Origin of the sequence: Streptomyces sp. NPDC004629, from assembly GCF_042873595.1 — a bacterium.
Classification (GTDB): Bacteria; Actinomycetota; Actinomycetes; order Streptomycetales; family Streptomycetaceae; genus Streptomyces.
The window spans coordinates 1-17,985 of sequence record NZ_JBIALO010000012.1; the positions used below are offsets into that span (position 1 = coordinate 1).

At 72.5% G+C, this 17,985-nt stretch carries 13 protein-coding genes; 4 read left to right on the forward strand and 9 right to left on the reverse strand.

Annotated features, from left to right (window positions below):
* Positions 1 to 283 precede the first annotated feature (283 nt).
* Positions 284 to 1,720, forward strand: a complete 1,437-nt coding sequence (locus ACFYTE_RS19645; RefSeq protein WP_388711637.1) for a S28 family serine protease — start codon at positions 284 to 286, stop codon at positions 1,718 to 1,720.
* Positions 1,721 to 1,848: 128 nt separating this feature from the next.
* Here ACFYTE_RS19645 and ACFYTE_RS19650 read toward each other — a convergent pair whose 3' ends face one another.
* From ACFYTE_RS19650 to ACFYTE_RS19665, 4 genes are all read right to left on the reverse strand, one after another.
* Positions 1,849 to 3,675, reverse strand: a complete 1,827-nt coding sequence (locus tag ACFYTE_RS19650; RefSeq protein ID WP_388711640.1) for a glycoside hydrolase family 3 protein — start codon at positions 3,673 to 3,675, stop codon at positions 1,849 to 1,851.
* 139 nt (positions 3,676 to 3,814) lie between these two features.
* A complete protein-coding gene (locus ACFYTE_RS19655; RefSeq protein ID WP_388711643.1) occupies positions 3,815 to 4,612 on the reverse strand; it encodes a sugar phosphate isomerase/epimerase family protein in 798 nt (265 codons plus the stop codon).
* A gap of 18 nt (positions 4,613 to 4,630) precedes the next feature.
* Positions 4,631 to 5,581: a GNAT family N-acetyltransferase gene (locus ACFYTE_RS19660; protein WP_388711646.1), complete on the reverse strand. Its 951-nt coding sequence runs from the start codon at positions 5,579 to 5,581 to the stop codon at positions 4,631 to 4,633.
* A gap of 809 nt (positions 5,582 to 6,390) precedes the next feature.
* Entirely contained in the window at positions 6,391 to 7,455 is a 1,065-nt protein-coding gene (locus ACFYTE_RS19665) for a LacI family DNA-binding transcriptional regulator (protein ID WP_388711649.1), read from the reverse strand.
* A gap of 334 nt (positions 7,456 to 7,789) precedes the next feature.
* Between ACFYTE_RS19665 and ACFYTE_RS19670 the strand changes: the two genes are divergently transcribed.
* Genes ACFYTE_RS19670 through ACFYTE_RS19680 form a run of 3 tightly spaced genes read left to right on the forward strand, consistent with a single transcriptional unit; the run spans position 7,790 to position 10,934 of the window.
* The gene (locus ACFYTE_RS19670) at positions 7,790 to 8,941 is read left to right on the forward strand and encodes a Gfo/Idh/MocA family protein (RefSeq protein WP_388711652.1); all 1,152 of its coding nucleotides are present in this window, start codon (positions 7,790 to 7,792) and stop codon (positions 8,939 to 8,941) included.
* A complete protein-coding gene (locus ACFYTE_RS19675) occupies positions 8,938 to 10,089 on the forward strand; it encodes a dihydrodipicolinate synthase family protein (RefSeq protein WP_388711655.1) in 1,152 nt (383 codons plus the stop codon). Before ACFYTE_RS19670 ends, ACFYTE_RS19675 begins: the two co-directional genes overlap by 4 nt.
* Entirely contained in the window at positions 10,086 to 10,934 is an 849-nt protein-coding gene (locus tag ACFYTE_RS19680) for a sugar phosphate isomerase/epimerase family protein (protein WP_388711658.1), read from the forward strand. Before ACFYTE_RS19675 ends, ACFYTE_RS19680 begins: the two co-directional genes overlap by 4 nt.
* A 138-nt stretch (positions 10,935 to 11,072) precedes the next feature.
* Here ACFYTE_RS19680 and rbsD read toward each other — a convergent pair whose 3' ends face one another.
* The 5 genes from rbsD to ACFYTE_RS19705 are packed head-to-tail and all read right to left on the reverse strand — an operon-like array spanning position 11,073 to position 16,912.
* A complete protein-coding gene (gene rbsD, locus ACFYTE_RS19685) occupies positions 11,073 to 11,462 on the reverse strand; it encodes a D-ribose pyranase (RefSeq protein WP_388711661.1) in 390 nt (129 codons plus the stop codon).
* Positions 11,459 to 12,361 (reverse strand): ribokinase, encoded by a 903-nt coding sequence (locus ACFYTE_RS19690; protein ID WP_388711664.1) that lies wholly within the window; start codon positions 12,359 to 12,361, stop codon positions 11,459 to 11,461. The genes rbsD and ACFYTE_RS19690 overlap by 4 nt, the downstream gene beginning before the upstream one ends.
* Positions 12,362 to 12,409: 48 nt before the next feature.
* The gene (locus ACFYTE_RS19695; RefSeq protein ID WP_388711667.1) at positions 12,410 to 14,362 is read right to left on the reverse strand and encodes a substrate-binding domain-containing protein; all 1,953 of its coding nucleotides are present in this window, start codon (positions 14,360 to 14,362) and stop codon (positions 12,410 to 12,412) included.
* Positions 14,352 to 15,881 carry a sugar ABC transporter ATP-binding protein gene (locus tag ACFYTE_RS19700; protein WP_388711670.1) on the reverse strand — a complete coding sequence of 510 codons (1,530 nt, stop codon included), beginning with the start codon at positions 15,879 to 15,881 and terminating at the stop codon, positions 14,352 to 14,354. Before ACFYTE_RS19700 ends, ACFYTE_RS19695 begins: the two co-directional genes overlap by 11 nt.
* Complete coding sequence (locus ACFYTE_RS19705) at positions 15,878 to 16,912, reverse strand: LacI family DNA-binding transcriptional regulator (protein WP_388711674.1); 1,035 nt, start codon at positions 16,910 to 16,912, stop codon at positions 15,878 to 15,880. The genes ACFYTE_RS19700 and ACFYTE_RS19705 overlap by 4 nt, the downstream gene beginning before the upstream one ends.
* Positions 16,913 to 17,985: the final 1,073 nt, after the last annotated feature.

The window sequence follows — 17,985 nt, forward strand, 5'->3', positions numbered from 1 at the left end:
CGCCGAAGAACATCGAGCTCGCCGCATAACCCAGAAACCCCGAACCGCCTCAAACCCGACATAGGCGCCTTGACGAACGACATAGAGGCACCCCCACCCGTCCCCGCAGCGGAAGCGAACCCTGAGCACGCGCCGCCCGCGACGCGTGGGCGGACTGTCGCGACAGCCGGTTCCCCGGGGTCGCCCCCGCGCGCCCCGACCGGTTGCTGAGCCGAACCCCCCCTGGTGTGAAGCGAGTTGCTCCGATAGCTTCCGGCGCACATCTGTTTCACAGGGAGGGTGCATGCGCAAGGCGCTCAGATGGCTGCTCGCGCTCACGGTGTTCATAGGCACGCTGAGCACGGCGGGCGCGGCCACCGCCGCCCCGTCGGCCACCACCGACGGCACGGACATCAAGGAACGGCTCCTCGCCGTACCGGGCATGAGTCTCGTCGAGGAGAAGCCCTACCCGGGCTATCGCTTCTTCGTCCTCACCTACACCCAGCCGGTCGACCACCGGCACCCGTCCAAGGGCACGTTCCAGCAGCGGATCACCGTGCTGCACAAGGACGTCTCCCGCCCGACGGTCTTCTACACCGGGGGCTACAACGTCTCCACCAGCCCCGGCCGCCGCGAGCCGACCCAGATCGTGGACGGCAACCAGGTCTCCATGGAGTACCGCTTCTTCACGCCGTCCCGCCCGTCCCCGGCCGACTGGTCCAAGCTCGACATCTGGCAGGCGGCGAGCGACCAGCACCGTGTCTTCACGGCACTGAAGAAGATCTACCCCGCCAACTGGCTTGCGACGGGCGGTTCCAAGGGCGGCATGACCGCCACCTACTACGAGCGTTTCTACCCGCGCGACATGGACGGCGTGGTGGCGTACGTGGCCCCCAACGACGTGGTCGACAAAGAGGACTCGGCCTACGACCGGTTCTTCGCGACCGTCGGCACCAAGGAGTGCCGGGACCGGCTGAACGGGGTCCAGCGGGAGGCGCTGGTGCGCCGTCAGGCGCTGGAGAAGACGTACGCGGCGTACGCCGCCGACAACGGCTACACCTTCGACACCATCGGCGGCCTGGACCGCGCCTACGAGGCCGTCGTCCTCGACTACGTCTGGGGCTTTTGGCAGTACAGCGGGCTGTCCGCCTGCGACACCGTCCCGGCGGACGCCGAGCACGCCGGCGACCAGGAGATCTGGGACTCCGTCGACGCCATCTCCGGGTTCTCCGCCTACACCGACCAGGGCCTGGAGCAGTACACGCCGTACTACTACCAGGCGGGCACGCAGCTGGGCGCGCCGACGATCCACTTCCCGTACATCGAGAAGAAGTACATCAAGTACGGCTACCAGCCGCCCCGGAACTTCGTGCCCCGGTCCATCCCGATGAAGTTCCAGCCGAACGCGATGCGCGACGTGGACACCTGGGTCCGCCACCACGCCACGCGCATGCTCTTCGTCTACGGCCAGAACGACCCGTGGGGCTCCGAGCGGTTCCGTCTCGGCCACGGCGCGCGGGACTCGTACGTGGTGACCGCGCCCGGCATGAACCACGGTGCGAACGTGGCCGGTCTGGTGGCCGACGAGAAGGCGCTCGCCACCGCCCGCATCCTGGACTGGGCCGGCGTCGCCTCCCCGGCGGTCGCGGCGGACCCGTCGGCGGCCAGGCCGCTGGCCCACTACAGCGCCCCAAAGGGGCGCGGGGAACTGCGCGACCAGCCACGACGGCGCCGCACATGACCGACGGCGCCGCACATGACCGACGGCGCCGCACATGACCGACGGCGCCGCACATGACCGACGGCGCCGCACATGACCGACGGCACGCAGACGACCGACGGCACAAAGCGGCACATCCAGCGGAGCGCCTAGTACGACAGCCCGTGCCCGATCGGGTACAGCACCCGGCCCGGGGCGTCCGCCCGCTGCACCGGCACGGGCAGCCTGCCCCGCGGCGCGACGCGTCCGGCGATCACCCGGGCGGCGGCGCGCAGTTCCACGTCGGTCCACGAGTACGTCGCCAGGTAGCCCGGTACGGACGGAAGGTGCGCGACGTCGTACGGGTTGCGCACGGCGACGGCCACGACCGGCTTCCCGGTGGCGAGAAGCTGTTCGACGAGGGACTTCTGCGACCCGGCCGCCGAGACGTTGTACGTCCCGACGACCACCGCGTCCGCGTCCCGCGCAGCGGTCACCGCCCTGGCGATGGTGGCAGCGGAGGGTGCCGTGCCGGTGGACAGCGCGGTGGCCGTGAAGCCCAGCTCGGTGAGGGCGGCGGCCAGGACGCCGGTGGGCGGGCCGGTGGTGCCGGACGGGGAGGCCGGATCGGCGCCCACCACCAGGAGCTTGCGGTGCGTGCGGCGGGACAGCGGGAGGACGCCGCCCTCGTTGACGAGCAGGGTCGTGGTGCGCTCGGCGATCCGGTCGGCGGCGGCCAGATGCGCGGGCGTACCGACGGCGCGGCCGACCCGGTCGTGGTCGGCGTAGGGGTGGTCGAACAGGCCGAGCCGGGCCTTGAGACGCAGGATGCGCAGGATCGATGCGTCGAGCCGCGCCTCCGTGAGTTCGCCGCCGCGCACGGCCTCCAGTACGGCGTTCCAGGCCACGTCGAGGTTCGGCGGGTTGAGCAACTGGTCGACGCCCGCCTTCAGCGCGAGCACCGGCACCCGGTCGTCGCCGTACTTGGTCCGTACGCCCTCCATGCCGAGGGAGTCGGTCACCACGACGCCGTCGTAGCCCAGTTCCCCGCGCAGGATGCCGGTGAGGACGGGACGGGACAGGGTCGCCGGGTCGCCGGAGTCGTCCAGTGCCGGGAACTGGATGTGCGCGGTCATGACCGAGTCGATGCCGGCCTTGATCGCGGCGCGGAAGGGCGCCGCGTCCAGTGACTCCCACTGGTCCCGGCTGTGGGTGATCACGGGGAAGCCGTAGTGGCTGTCGACGGCGGTGTCGCCGTGCCCGGGGAAGTGTTTGGCGGTCGCCGCGACCCCGGACGACTGATATCCCGTCACCTCGGCCGCCACCAGAGCGGCCACGGCGTCCGGGTCGGCCCCGAACGACCGTACGCCGATGACCGGGTTGGCCGGGTTGACGTTCACATCGGCGTCGGGGGAGTAGTCCTGGTTGATGCCCATCGCGCGCAGTTCCGCGCCCGAGACGCGGCCCAGGGTCCGGGCGTCGGAGCGGGAGCCGCCCGCGCCGACGGCCATGGCGCCAGGGAAGAGGGTGGCGGGCCTGCCGACCCGGCAGACGATGCCGTGCTCCTGGTCGGTGGCGATGAGGACGGGCAGCCCGCGGGGGCGGTCGAGGGAGGCCCGCTGGATGCCGTTGGACAACTCGGCGATCTGGCGGGGGTCCTTGGTGTTGTGCGCCCAGGTGAAGTAGATGATCCCGCCGACGCGGTACTCGGCGATCAGCTCGGCGGCGGTCCGTACGCCGATCTCGCTCAGGTTGGCGTCGATGTCGCTCTGGTCGGGGGCGGTGGCCGAGTGACCGTACACCCGCATGACGAAGAGCTGGCCGACCTTCTCCTCCAGGGTCATGCGGGAGATGAGGGCGCGGAGCCGTTTGTCGCCGCGTGCGGCGTCGGCGTGCGCGGTGCCGCCCGCGGCGAGGGCGGCGGTGATGCCCGCGGTCGCGGCGAGGACCGTGCGTCTGGCGGGCTGAGCGGTGTTTCCCGTGCTCGTGTCGTGCACGTGCGCTCCTTCCGGAGGGGGATCCGTGGAGATGCGGGGGGTGGACCACTGAAGGAAACTTCCGGGGATTCACCAATATCCGGGAAGTTTCTGCCAGTCAAGGGAACGCACAGCACCCACCGGGATCACGGACGTGCCGCTACGCCGCCTCGCTCAGCAGCCGCGCCAGGTGCGCGCGGCCCGCGCCCAGCAGGCCCGGAAGCGGCGCGACCGACTCGTACCAGCGCTTCTCGTACTCCCAGCACAGCCAGCCGTCCCAGCCGTACCGGCACAGCACGTCCACGCACTCGGTCAGCGGCAGCACCCCGGCGCCGAGCGGCAGCGGAGTGGTGTCATCGGCGGAGGCGATGTCCTTGACCTGGACGTAGCCGAGGTACGGGGCGAGCGCCCGGTAGGTCTCCGCGGGCTGCTCGCCGCCCAGCCAGGTGTGCATCACGTCCCACAGCGCACCGACCTGCGGATGCCCGACCGCGCCGAGCACGCGGCTCACGGCGGCCCCGGTGCGGTGCGAGTCATGGGTCTCCAGCAGGATGCGGACGTCGAGGGCCGCGGCCTGCTCGGCGGCAGCGGCGAGCCGTCGGACGGCGGCCGCGTCGGCGTCCGACGCGGGCCGGTCGCCCCCGCCGGGGAAGACCCGTACGAACGGCGCGCCCAGGTCGTGGGCGAGTTCGAGCAGCCGCCGGATCTCGGCGAGCACGGGCTCGTCGGCACCGGGCGCGGCGACCCGCGCGTACCCCGCGAGGCCCAGCACCTCGACCCCGGCCGCCTTGAACGCGGCGGCCGTCTCCGCCCGTTCGGCGGGTCCGAGGCCCGGATGCACGGGTTCCTCCGGATGGGCGCGCAGTTCGATGCCGTGGTAGCCGTGCGCGGTCGCGAGGGCCAGCACCTCGGACAGGGGCAGCCCGGGAACGCCGAGGGTGGAGAAGGCGAACTTCATGACCACGGACCTTACTGGTCACGTTCCGGTTCCGCGCAGATCCAGCCGCCAGTCCTGCCCGTTCAGGTCGCGGCCGAAGGAGCGGTGCGGCTTCTCGGCGACGAGCACGAAGCCGTGGCGCTGGTAGATGCGCCGGGCGGCGGCGAGTACGTCGTTGGTCCACAGCACCACGTCCCGGTAGCCGACCTCGCGCGCGAAGCCGACGACGGCCCCCACCAGGCGGTCCCCGACCCCGAGGCCGCGCGCCTCCGGTTCGACGAGGAGCAGCCGCAGCCGGGCGGTGGCGGGCGCCTCGTCCCGTACGCACATGACGCAGCCGAGGGGCCGCCCGCCGCCGTCCTCGGCGATCCACACCCGCTCCAGATGCGGGTCGTGGTCCTCCGCGAAGTCGGCGACGATGCGGGCGACCAGCCCCTCGTAGTCGGAGTTCCAGCCGTACTCGGCGGCGTACAGCGCGGCGTTGCGCTGCACGATCCAGCCGAGGTCGCCCGGCCGGGGCTCGCGCAGCGTGATGTCCTCGCGGCCGGTGGGGTGGCCGGGGGCGCGGCCGTCCGGGCCCAGGATGCCCCGGATGGTGCGCATCGCCTCCGCGAGCCGGGGCCGGTCGCCGGGGTCGACGGAGCCGAGCAGGGAGCCGACGCTTTCCCGCGCCCGCTCGTCCAGCAGGTCCGCGGCCTGCCGGCCCCGCGGGGTGAGGCTGACCCGCCGGCGCCGGGGGTCCTTCTCGGACGGGGCGCGCTCGATCAGCCCGTCCTGCTCGAACTTGTTCAGGATCCGGCTCAGGTACCCCGCGTCCAGGGACAGCTCGCCGCGCAGGTCGGCGGCGTCCGTGCGGGAGGAGTGCGCGAGTTCGTACAGGACGCGGGACTCGGTGAGGGTGTAGGGGGCGTACAGGTGGCGGCCGTAGTCGAGGGCGCCGATGAGGTTCGTGTAGAAGCGGTTGAAGGCGCGGATGTCCTGGACGGTCATGATGCGGCCCCGGTGGTCCGATCTTCGGGTGGCTCCGAAGGATCCGATAGTTGACTCAGTCAGAGATGACCTCCCCCGAGGCTAGACCACCGCCTCACCCCCGTCCACGCCCAACCGCCGTCCCTGGCGAATGCCGCGGCACTGGGCACGGCCGACGGGGCGTTTCTCACCGCGCCCGCCACGCAAGGCGCTTGCCGCGTCCACCGATCACACACGCACCACCCGCCGGGCCTGCCATCCACGACATTTGCTGTGCCCGCGGGGCATGGTCGGCGGGGTGTGGGTCCCTTTCCGTGCCCGCCACCCGTGGTGCTTGCGGCCCTAGACGATCACAGACGCGTTTCCCCACGGGCCCGCCGCAGGCGCCTGCCGGGCCTGTCGTCCGCCACACCCTCCGCGTTCGCTGACCAGACGCCCGTCTCCCGCCGGGCCCGCGGCAGGCGCCCGCTGGGCCTGCCGTCCACCTGTGCCGGCTGGGGGTGGTCGGCGGGATGTGGGTCCCTTTCCGTGCCCGCCACCCGTGGTGCTTGCCGCCCTAGACGATCACAGACGCGCCTCCCCACGGGCCCGCCGCAGGCGCCGGTCGGAACTGCCGTCCGCCACACTTTCCGCGTTCGCTGATCACGCGCCCGTCTCCCGCCACAGGCGCCCGTCGGGATTGCCGTCCGCCGCACCCTCCGCGTTCGCTGATCACACGCTCGTCTTTCGTCGGGTCCGCCGCAGGCGCCTGCTGGGATTGCCGTCCGCCACACTTTGCGCGTCCGCCGATCACACACCCCACCCCCGCCGAGCCCGCCGCAGGCGTGCGTTCAGGTTGGTGGTAGGCGGTCGTGGCGTGGTGTGGCCGTGGAGCCCCGGACCATCAGTTCGCCCCGGATCATGGCGATTCCGCCGGGGGGCGGCTCCTCGCGGCCCATCGCGACGCGGCCCGCGCGTGCGCCGGCCTCGGCGAGCGGCAGGCGGACCGTCGTCAGCGCGGGCACCGCGTCGATGCTGAACGGCAGGTCGTCGAAGCCGGCCACCGAGACGTCCTCGGGGATGCGCAGACCGGACTCGCGCAGCGCCGCGCACGCGCCGAGCGCGACGGAGTCGTTCGCGGCCACCACCGCCGTCAGCGAGGGGTCCCGGCGCAGCAGTTCCAGCGTCGCCTCGTAGCCGGCGCGCCGGTCGTAGCGGCCGTGCACCGTCCAGCCCGGGTCCGCGTCGACACCGGCCGCGGACAGCGCCGCGCGGTGGCCCTCCAGCCGGTGCCGGGTGGTCGTACGCTCCTGCGGGCCCGCGATGTAGCCGAGGCGGCGGTGGCCCAGGCCGATGAGGTGCTCGGTCAGTTCCCGGCCGCCGCCGCGGTTGTCGAAGGTCAGGGCGACGGCCTCGGTGTCCGGGGCCGGCGGGCGCCCGCACAGCACCACCCGGGTGCCCGCGGCGCTCAGCTTGCGCAGCTTCGCCGTGGCCGCCGCCCCGTGTGTGGCGTCCTCGACGGCGCCGCCGGTGAGCACCACCGCCGCGGCGCGCTGCCGCTGCAACAGCGTCAGGTACGTCAGTTCGCGCTCCGGCGACCCGCCGGTGTTGCAGACGACGGCCAGCCGTTCGCCGCCGGCGCGCCCGCCCGGCCCGCCGATCTCGTTCTGGATGGCGCTCGCCATGATGCCGAAGAAGGGGTCGGCGATGTCGTTGACGAGGATGCCGACCAGGTCGGAGGTGGCCGCGGCCAGCGCGCTCGCCGGCCCGTTGAGGACGTAGTCCAGCTCGTCCACGGCGCGCAGCACCCGCTCCCGGGTGGCGGCGGCCACCGGGTAGTTGCCGTTCAGCACGCGCGACACCGTCGCGGGCGAGACCTGGGCGCGGGCCGCCACGTCCGCCAGGGTCACCGTCATCTCGTCGTCCTCCGGTCGTGCATGTCGTCGTCAAGAGGGGTGCGGTGCGCCCTGTGCCGACGCCCCCGTGCGGGTGCGGTGCGCCCGTGCCCCCGGGCGGTCCATCCCCGTGCGGTCCACCCAGTGCGGTCCGTCCCGAGCGGGTCCGCCCCGCGCGGGCCCGTCCCCGCCCAGCACGTCGGCCCCCGAGCAGACCATACGGCCAACAGACCCGCCGTTCGCCCCCTCCAGCCACTCGACGCGGACACACCCTTGTACGGACCCCCTTGTACGGACCCCTGGTCAGAGGCTAGCTTCTCAGGATAGAAAGCGCTTGCTACATGAAGGGACTGACGTGACACGCAAGACGGTGCGTATCGCCATGAACGGCGTGACCGGGCGCATGGGCTACCGCCAGCACCTCGTCCGGTCGATCCTCGCCCTGCGCGAGCAGGGCGGACTCGACCTCGGCGACGGCACCGTGCTGTGGCCCGAGCCGATCCTCGTCGGCCGCCGCGAGCCCGCCCTCAGGGCGATCGCCGAGCGGCACGGCCTCGACGACGTCGCCACCGACCTGGACGCCGTCCTCGCCGACCCGAGCGTCGACATCTACTTCGACGCCCAGGTGACGTCGGCCCGCGAAGAGGCGATCAAGAAGGCGGTCGCGGCCGGCAAGCACATCTACACCGAGAAGCCCACCGCCACCGGCCTCGACGGCGCCCTGGAACTCGCCCGCCTCGCCCAGCGGAAGGGCATCAGGCACGGCGTCGTCCAGGACAAGATCTTCCTCCCCGGCCTGCTCAAGCTGAAGCGGCTGATCGACGGCGGCTTCTTCGGCCGTATCCTCTCCGTGCGCGGCGAGTTCGGCTACTGGGTCTTCGAGGGCGACTGGCAGCCCGCCCAGCGCCCCTCCTGGAACTACCGCGCCGAGGACGGCGGCGGCATCGTCGTCGACATGTTCCCGCACTGGGAGTACGTCCTGCACGAGCTGTTCGGCCGGGTCACCTCCGTCCAGGCCCTCGCCGCCACCCACATCCCGCAGCGCTGGGACGAGCGCGGCAAGCCCTACGACGCCACGGCGGACGACGCCGCGTACGGCATCTTCGAACTGGAGGGCGGCGCCGTAGCCCAGATCAACTCCTCCTGGGCGGTGCGCGTCAACCGCGACGAACTCGTCGAGTTCCAGGTCGACGGCACCGAGGGCTCGGCCGTCGCCGGCCTGCGCAAGTGCCGCGCGCAGCACCGCTCCGCGACCCCCAAGCCGGTCTGGAACCCGGACATCCCCGCCACCGAGGACTTCCGCGACCAGTGGCAGGAGGTCCCCGACAACGGGGAGTTCGACAACGGCTTCAAGGCCCAGTGGGAGCTGTTCCTCAAGCACGTCTACGCCGACGCCCCCTACCACTGGGACCTGCTGGCCGGTGCCCGCGGCGTCCAACTCGCCGAACTGGGCCTGAAGTCCTCGGCGCAGGGCCGCCGCATCGACGTACCGGAGATCTCGCTGTGACCATCCGACTCCCGGACGCACACGGCGCGTTGCGCACCTACGAGCCGCGCACCGAGCCGCTCGCGCCGACCCCCGGCACCCCCTTCACCTCCCGTACGGTCTTCTCGGCGGCGCATGTCGTCGCCGACCCGTACGCCGATGAGTCCCCCGACTCGCCGGCCGCCGTCGACTGGGACGCCACCCTCGCCTTCCGCCGCCACCTGTGGTCGCACGGTCTGGGCGTCGCCGAGGCGATGGACACCGCCCAGCGCGGCATGGGCCTGGACTGGGCGGGCGCCGCCGAACTCGTCCGGCGGTCCGCGGCCGAGGCGAAGGCCGTCGGCGGCCGGATCGCCTGCGGCGTCGGCACCGACCAGCTCAGCGGCGGCTCACTCGCCGAGATCCGCGCCGCCTACGAGGAACAGCTCGCCGTCGTCGAGGAGTCGGGCGCGCAGGCCATCCTGATGGCCTCGCGGGCGCTGGCCCGAACCGCCGCCGGACCCGAGGACTACCTGGACGTCTACGGCCATCTGCTGCGCCAGGCCACCGAGCCGGTGATCCTGCACTGGCTGGGCCCCATGTTCGATCCCGCCCTCGACGGCTACTGGGGCTCGGCCGACCTGGACGCGGCCACCGACACCTTCCTGGAGGTCATCGCCGCCCACCCCGACAAGGTCGACGGCATCAAGGTCTCCCTGCTGGAGGCGCGGCGCGAGGTCGAGCTGCGCCGCAGGCTCCCGCAGGGCGTGCGCTGCTACACCGGCGACGACTTCCACTACCCCGAGCTGATCGCGGGCGACGAACGGGGCTTCAGCCACGCGCTGCTCGGCATCTTCGATCCGCTGGGCCCGCTCGCGGCCCAGGCGGTCCGGGCCCTCGACACGGGGGACACGGCGGGCTTCCGCGCCCTTCTCGACCCGACCGTCGAACTGTCCCGTCACCTCTTCCAACCGCCGACCCGCTTCTACAAGACGGGCGTGGTCCTGCTGGCCTGGCTGGCCGGCCACCAGAGGCACTTCACGATGGTCGGCGGCCTCCAGTCGGCCCGTTCCCTGCCGCATCTGGCCCGCGCCTACGAACTCGCCGACGGCCTGGGCCTGTTTCCGGACCCCAAGCTGGCCGAGGAGCGGATGAAGGACCTGCTCGCGCTCTACGGGGTGCACCGATGAGCGGCACGAACCGCGCGGACCTCGCGCGTTTCTCCATCAACCAGATGACCGTCAAACAGCTGTCGCTGCCCGAACTGGCCGAGGCATGCGGCGTGTCGGGGGTCACCCACGTCGGCCTGTGGCGCGAGCCGGTCCAGGCGTACGGCGTCGAGGCCACCGCCAAGCTGGTGCGCGACGCCGGGCTGACCGTGACCACCCTGTGCCGCGGCGGCTTCCTCACGGCGATCGATGCGGACGTGCGGGCGGCGGCCCTCGCCGACAACCGCCGGGCCGTCGACGAGGCCGCCGCCCTGGGCACGGACACGCTCGTGCTGGTCTGCGGCGGCCTGCCGGCCGGCTCCCGGGACCTGCGCGGCGCCCGCGAGCGGATCGCGGACGCGCTGGCCGAACTGGGCCCGTACGCCAAGGCCCACGGCGTACGGCTGGCCATCGAGGCGCTGCACCCGATGTACGCCGCCGACCGCTGTGTGGTCTCCACCCTCGCCCAGGCCCTGGACCTGGCCGAACGCTTCCCGGCCGACCAGGTCGGCGTCACCGTGGACACGTACCACATCTGGTGGGACGACACCGCGCCCGAGCAGATCGCCAGGGCCGGCGCGGGCGGCCGCATCCACACCTTCCAACTCGCCGACTGGACCACCCCGTTGCCCGAGGGCGTGCTCAACGGACGCGGACAGATCGGGGACGGCGCGATCGACATGCGCGAGTGGCTGGGATACGTGACGGCGGCCGGGTACACCGGGCCCATCGAGGTCGAACTCTTCAACGAGCGGCTGTGGGCACGGGACGGGGGCGCGGTGCTGACTGAGACGGCCGCGTTGTTCTTGGAGCATGTGCTGCGCTGACGGCGTAGAGCTGCGCGGCCTTGACAGTGCCACGATGTGCCGTCGGTCGGCTGCGGCGGCGTCGTGGCTGGTCGCGCAGTTCCCCGCGCCCCTTCGGGCGCTCTCGGCACCGCCGTAGCACCAGGTGCCGTACGGCCGTTAGAAGAACACTCCGCAGTGCAGCAGCACGTTTGCGTACGGGCGGGCCTCGCCGGTGCGGACGATCAGGCGGGCGTCCTCGGAGAGCCGCTTGAGCCGCTCGTGCGAGACCAGGGTCAGCTCGGGAAAGCGCCCGTGGAGCAGGGCGAAGGCGGCCGGGTTGGCCGCACGCACCTCGTCGGCCGCCGTCGCGCCCTCCACCACCAGCTCGTCGAGCAGCCCGTCCAGCACCTCGGCGAACGACGGCACGCCGGCCCGGAAGGCCAGGTCCACGACCCGTGGACCGCGGGGTGTCGGCAGCCCGGCGTCGCACACCAGTACCCCGTCCCCGTGTCCCAACTCGGCTATCGCACCGGACAGTTGCCGGTTGAGAATGCCCGCCTTCTTCACAGCGCGTCGACCTCCCCCGCGGTCGGGAACGACTCCTGGGCACCCCGCCGGGTGACGGCCACCGCCCCGACCCGGGCCGCGTACCCGGCGGCCTCGGCCAGCGTGGCGCCCGCCCCGAGCCGCCAGGCCAGGGCCGCCGTGAACGCGTCCCCGGCGCCCGTGGTGTCCACGGCGGCCACCCGCACCGCCGGCACCCGGACGACCCCGGCGGCGTCGGCGACCAGCGCGCCCTCGGCGCCCAGGGTCACCACCACCGACCGAGGGCCCTTCGCCAGCAGGATCCGCGCCCAGTCCTCGGGCCGCTCGCCCACCCGGCCCTCGCCCAGGATCACCCGCGCCTCGTGCTCGTTGACGATCAGCGGGTCGCAGGCGGCCAGCACCTCCTGCGGCAGCGGACGCGGCGGGGACGGATTGAGCACGAAACGGCTCTCCGGGGCCAGGTTCCGCACCACCTCCACGACCGTCTCCAGCGGGATCTCCAACTGCGTCGAGACCACCTTGGAGGCGTGGAAGAGGCTGCCGGCGGCCCGTACGTCCGTCGGGGTCAGCCGGCCGTTCGCGCCCAGCGAGACCACGATGCTGTTGTCGCCGGACGGGTCCACGGTGATCAGCGCGACCCCGGTAGGCGCGCCGCCCACCAGGACGCCCACCGTGTCCACACCGGCCGCCCGCTGGGAGTCGAGCAGCAGCCGCCCGTACGCGTCGTCGCCGACCCGGGCGAGCAGCGCCGTACGGGCCCCGAGCCGGGCGGCGGCGACCGCCTGGTTGCCGCCCTTGCCGCCGGGGTGGACGGCCAGGTCGGAGCCCAGCACGGTCTCGCCGGCATCCGGGCGGCGCTCGACGGAGATCACCAGGTCGGCGTTGGCCGATCCCACGACCAGGAGGTCGTAGTCGTACATCAGATTGGCTCCCTGTGCGGTGGGGTGAGGCGTGGTCGAGGCGCGGTGTCAGCCGGTGAACCCGTTCACGTTCTGCTCGGTGACGACCTTCACCGGTACCTTCACGGTCTCGTCGATCTTCTTGCCCTGGAGCGCCTTGAGCGCGTTGTCGACCGCGATCTTCCCCAACTGGGTGGGCTGTTGGGCCACGGACGCGTACAGCGTGCCGTTCTTCACGGCCGTCAGCCCGTCCGGGGTGCCGTCGAAGCCGACGACCGAGACGGACCGGCCGGCCTTGGCGCCCAGGGCCTTGATCGCGCCGAGGGCCATCTCGTCGTTGGCGGCGATGACGCCCTGCACGTCGGGGTGGGCCTGGAGCAGGTTCGACATCACGTCGAGGCCCTTGGTGCGGTCGAAGTCGGCGGGCTGCTGGGCCACGACCTGGATGCCCGGGTAGGCCTTGAGTCCCGCGGCGAACCCGGCGGCGCGCTCGCGCGCGGCGGAGGTGCCGGCCTGGCCCTGGAGGATCACGATCTTCCCGTTGCCGCCGAGCTTCTCGGCGATCGTCTTGGCGGCGAGTTCACCACCGGCGACGTTGTCGGAGGCGACCAGGGCGTCGGTGCGGGCGTTGTTGACGCCGCGGTCGACGGCGATCACGGGTATCTTCGCCCGGTCGGCCGCCTTCACGGAGTTGCTTGCCGCGTCCGAGTCCACCGGGTTGACGATGATCGCGCCGAGCCGCGAACTGGTGAAGTTCTGCAGCTGGTTGGCCTGCTGCGAGGCGTCGTTCTGGGCGTCCGTGACCGTCAGGTCCACCCCGAGGCGCTTCGCCTCGGCCTGGGCGCCCGCCCGGATCTGCACGAAGAAGGGGTTGTTGAGGGTGGACAGCGACAGGCCCACCTTCGGGTTGCCGCCGCCTGCGGACCCGTTGTGCAGGAAGGACGTCGCGCCGACGATCGCCACGGTGACCACGGCCGCGAGCGTGTACGTCGCCGCCTGCCTGCCCCTGTTGCCGCCGTCCGTGCCCGCGGCCTGCGGGGTCGCCCCCGCCTTGCGGCGCACGGTGTCGAGCAGCACGGCCAGCGCGATGACCACGCCGATCACGACCTGCTGCCAGAAGGCCGACACGGACAGCAGGTTGAGGCCGTTGCGCAGCACCGCCAGGATCAGCGCACCGATCAGCGTGCCGGACGCCTTGCCGGTGCCGCCCGCGAGCGAGGCACCGCCGATGACGACCGCGGCGATCGCGTCCAGTTCGTAGCCGTCGGCGGCCTGCGGCTGCGCGGAGGACAGCCGGGAGGCGAGCACGACGCCCGCGGCGGCGGCGAAGACACCCGAAAGGGCGTAGATCGCGAGCTTCTGCTTCTTGACGCGCAGCCCCGACAGGCGCGCGGCCTCCTCGTTGCCGCCGATCGCGTACATGGAGCGGCCGATGTACGTACGGCCGAGCACGAGCGCCGCGATCAGCCCCATGACCACCATGACCAGCACGGGCACCGGCAGCCAGCCGCCCAGCGTGTCACCGAGGTGCGAGACGGAGTCGGGGAAGGGGATGGGGGAGCCCTGTGAGATCACCAGGGACAGGCCGCGGCCCACCGACAGCATGGCGAGCGTCGCGATGAACGGCGGCAGTTTGCCGTACGCGATCAGGAAGCCGTTGACCAGGCCGCACGCGATGCCGGTGGCGATCGCGAGGAGCACGGCGAGGACGACCGGCACCCCGTGCTGGGTGGCGCTCCAGGCGAGGACCGTGGCCGACAGCGCGGCGACCGAGCCGACCGAAAGGTCGATGCCCGCCGAGACGATCACGAAGGTGACGCCGAAGGCGAGGATCGCGGTCACGGCCGCCTGGACGCCGATGTTGAGCAGGTTGTCGGTCGTCAGGAAGTCACCGGACAGCGCCGACAGGGCGATGACGAGGACGATGAGCGCGGTGAGCGCGCCGTTGTCGAGCAGGAGGCGGCGCAGGCCGCCCGGGGCGCCACTCGCGCCCGTCTTGCTGTTGAGCGTGTCAGTGGCCACGAGCGGCCTCCGTTTCGGTCGTGGGAGCGGTGGGGGTACTGACGGCGAGCGCCATCACGGCGTCCTGGGTGGCCTCGCCCGCCGCGAGTTCGCCCGCGATCCGGCCCTGGGCCATCACCAGCACCCGGTCGCTCATGCCCAGTACCTCCGGCAGATCGCTGGAGATCATCAGGACGGCGGCGCCCTGCGCGGTCAGTTCGTTGATGAGCTGGTAGATCTCGACCTTGGCGCCGACGTCGATGCCGCGCGTCGGCTCGTCGAGGATGAGCACCTTGGTGTCGGCGAGCAGCCACTTGCCGATGACGACCTTCTGCTGGTTGCCGCCGGAGAGCGTGCGCACCTGCTGCCCGAGGCCCGCCATCCGCACGCCCAGCTGCCCGGCGATCCGCTCGGCCGCCCGGTGCTGGGCCTTCCGGTCGACGAGCCCGGCACGGGTCGCGGACCGCATGGTCACCAGGCCGAGGTTCTCCTCGACGGACGCGTCGAGCACCAGGCCCTGGCCCTTGCGGTCCTCGGGCACGAGCCCGATCCCGGCCGCCATCGCCGCGTTGACGTCGTGCCGCCGCAGCGGCGCACCGGCGACCCGCACGTCCCCCTTGTCGTAGGGGTCGGCGCCGAACACGGCACGGACGACCTCGGTGCGGCCGGCGCCGACGAGCCCCGCGATGCCCACGACCTCGCCGGCGTGCACCTGGAAGCTCACATCGTGGAAGACGCCGCCGCGGGTGAGTCCGTCGACGGTGAGCAACGCGGCCCCGGTGTCGGCGCGCTCGCGCGGGTACTGCTGCTCGATGGTGCGGCCCACCATGAGCCGCACCAGCTCGTCCTCGGGCGTCGTGGCCGGGACCTGACCGACGCTCCTGCCGTCACGGATGACGGTCACCCGGTCGCCGAGGGCGGAGATCTCCTCCAGGTGGTGGGTGATGAAGACCACGCCGACGCCGTCCTCGCGCAGCGAGCGCACGATACCGAAGAGCGTGTCGACCTCCTCCGAGGTGAGCACCGCGGTCGGCTCGTCCATGATCAGCACGCGCGCGTCCAGGCTGAGCGCCTTGGCGATCTCGACCATCTGCAGCCGTGCGATGCCGAGTTCGCGGACACGCGCGCGTGGCGAGACGTTCACGCCCACGCGCGCGAGGAGCACTTCGGCGTCCGCCTCCATCGTCCTGCGGTCGATCATCCCGAAGCGGCGCGGCTGGCGGCCCAGGAAGATGTTCTCGGCGACCGTCAGATCGGGTACCAGGTTGAACTCCTGGTAGATGGTGGCGATGCCGAGGCGTTCGGAGTCCTGCGCACTGTGGATGCGCACCTCCTCGCCGCCGACCAGGATCCGGCCGGCGTCGGGGCGGTAGGCGCCGGAGAGCATCTTGATCAGCGTGCTCTTGCCCGCGCCGTTCTCACCGAGCAGCACATGCACCTCGCCGCGCCGCAGGTCGAAGTCGACGCCGTCCAGCGCGACCACGCCCGGGAAGGTCTTGCGAATGCCCTCGATGCGCAGCAACTCGTCCGGGTTGCTCACGGCTGGCTCCTGTTCGTTGCGGGGGACGGCTCCTGGACAGCGGGCTCGCCGCACGAGCGGCGCACGACGAGCCGGGCCGCGAGGGTCACGGACTCGGGGGGCCGGCCCTCGATGCGGTCGACCAGGGCCCGTACGGCGGCCCGGCCGAGGTCGCCCGTGGGCTGGGCGACCGCGGTGATCGGCGGGTCGGTGTGCACGAACCACGGGATGTCGTCGAACGCGGCCAGCGCGAGGTCGTCCGGAACGCGCAGCCCGCGCGCGCGGACGGCGTCCAGCGCGCCCAGCGCCATCAGGTTGTCGGCGGCGAAGACGACCTCGGGCGGCTCGGGCAGGTCGAGGAAGCCCTCGGTGACCCGCCGTCCGCTCTCGGCCTGGAAGTCGCCCTGGCCTATGTAGGCGTCCGGGAGGGGCATTCCGTACTCGGCCATGGCGGTCCGGAACGCCTGGACGCGCTCGCTGCCGGTCGTGGTGGCCGCGGGCCCCGCGATGATCGCGAGCCGCCGGTGCCCCAGCCCCTGCAGATGGGCGACCAGATCCCGGATCGCCGCGCGCCCGTCGGCCCTGACGACCGGCACGTCCACTCCCGGGATCCACCGATCGACGAACACCATCGGCGTGCCCGCGCGGACGGCGTCCAGCATCAGCGGCGAACCGCCGTCGGTCGGCGAGACGAGCAGCCCGTCGATCCGCCGGTCCCGCAGGGTCCGCACATGGTGGTCCTGGAGGTCGGGCCGCTCGTCGGCGTTGCCGATGATGACGCTGTAGCCGAGCGCGCGGGCCTCCTCCTCGACGGAGCGGGCCAGTTCGGTGAAGTACGGGTTCAGTACGTCGCTGATGACCAGGCCGAGGGTGTGCGTCTGGTCGGTGCGCAGGGAACGGGCGACGGCGTTGGGCCGGTAGCCGAGGCCGTCGACGGCGGCCAGCACGCGCGTGCGTGCGTCCGCGCTGACCGACGGGTGATCGTTCAGGACGCGCGAGACCGTGGCGACGGAAACCCCCGCCGCGGCGGCGACGTCCTTGATGCTCGCCATCGCCGTTCCACCTCCTTGTGGACATGCATGGAATCGATTACATCGACATGTACGGAGGATTGGAATCGATTACACGAGCTACGCGCAACCCCTGACCCCACCCCGAAACCCAATCGTGACCTGGGCCGCCTGGGCGCGGAGGGCCCCGTAGCCGCGCCCGTCACCTACACGGCCGGCCCGCATCTCGCTTCGCTCCGTGGGAGGGCCGGGGTCAAGTCGGCGTCGGTTGGGGCGCGGCGGTCGCGAGGCGAGGGCGACCTGAGGGGTGCGTCGGGGGGTGAGGGGTGTGGGGTTGGGAGGGTGCGCCGGCGTGAGGGGGCCGGCTGGGAGAGCGCACCGGGTGTGAGGCGAAGGCGACCTGAGGGGCGCACCGGTCGTGAGGCGAGGGCGATGTGAGGGGTGCGTCGGGCGGGAGGGGGCCAGTTGGGAGGGCGCACCGGGCGCGAGGCAGGCGGTTGGGGGGTGTCGGGCGTGAGGGGGCGGTTGGGAGGCATGCCGGGTCGGAGGCTGCGCCGGTCGGGAGGAGCAGGGTCTGCTCGGCAGAAGGCCCACGACCGCCGCCGGTTGGGTGGGTTTGTCCCACGCACCGCCCTTCCCTCCTGGCCCTTCGCAGCCCACCCCTGGGACACACGCGCCAATCACCCGCACCCGCCGCCGCAGCCACCACCACACGCCCGCGAGTTGCGAGCCGCCCCGGCGCACGCCCCCTTTGCCGCGCGCTGCCCAGCCACCCACGGGCGGTGAGCCGCCGACCACACCCGGCGTGCGCGGCCTGCTGACGCGCTGTCCGCTGTCCCACCTGCGGTGAGTCGCCGATTTCCCCGGCGTGCGCCGTTTTGCTGACGTGTGGTCAGGTAGCCCGCCGGCGGTGAGCCGCCGATCTCACCCGGCGTGCGGGTGAGACGCGACCGCGCCCCCGACCCCGGCCCACGCCGTAACTCACCCGGGGGCTCCCAACCCGGCCACCGCCCACCCCGGGCCGCCCGCGCCCTTTACTCGGCCCGCGGAAGCACGACACTGGCAATGAAGCGGGCGGCCCGAGATTCCCTCGGCTCAGTCCTGAACGAACAGTT

What these genes read in the sequence shown, in the direction of transcription:
- ACFYTE_RS19660 (WP_388711646.1), bottom strand. Translation starts at nt 5,581, where the DNA reads ATGACCGTCCAGGACATCCGCGCCTTCAACCGCTTCTACACGAACCTC.
- ACFYTE_RS19690 (WP_388711664.1), bottom strand. Translation starts at nt 12,361, where the DNA reads ATGTACGACTACGACCTCCTGGTCGTGGGATCGGCCAACGCCGACCTG.
- ACFYTE_RS19680 (WP_388711658.1), top strand. Translation starts at nt 10,086, where the DNA reads ATGAGCGGCACGAACCGCGCGGACCTCGCGCGTTTCTCCATCAACCAG.
- ACFYTE_RS19705 (WP_388711674.1), bottom strand. Translation starts at nt 16,912, where the DNA reads ATGGCGAGCATCAAGGACGTCGCCGCCGCGGCGGGGGTTTCCGTCGCC.
- ACFYTE_RS19655 (WP_388711643.1), bottom strand. Translation starts at nt 4,612, where the DNA reads ATGAAGTTCGCCTTCTCCACCCTCGGCGTTCCCGGGCTGCCCCTGTCC.
- ACFYTE_RS19645 (WP_388711637.1), top strand. Translation starts at nt 284, where the DNA reads ATGCGCAAGGCGCTCAGATGGCTGCTCGCGCTCACGGTGTTCATAGGC.
- ACFYTE_RS19665 (WP_388711649.1), bottom strand. Translation starts at nt 7,455, where the DNA reads ATGACGGTGACCCTGGCGGACGTGGCGGCCCGCGCCCAGGTCTCGCCC.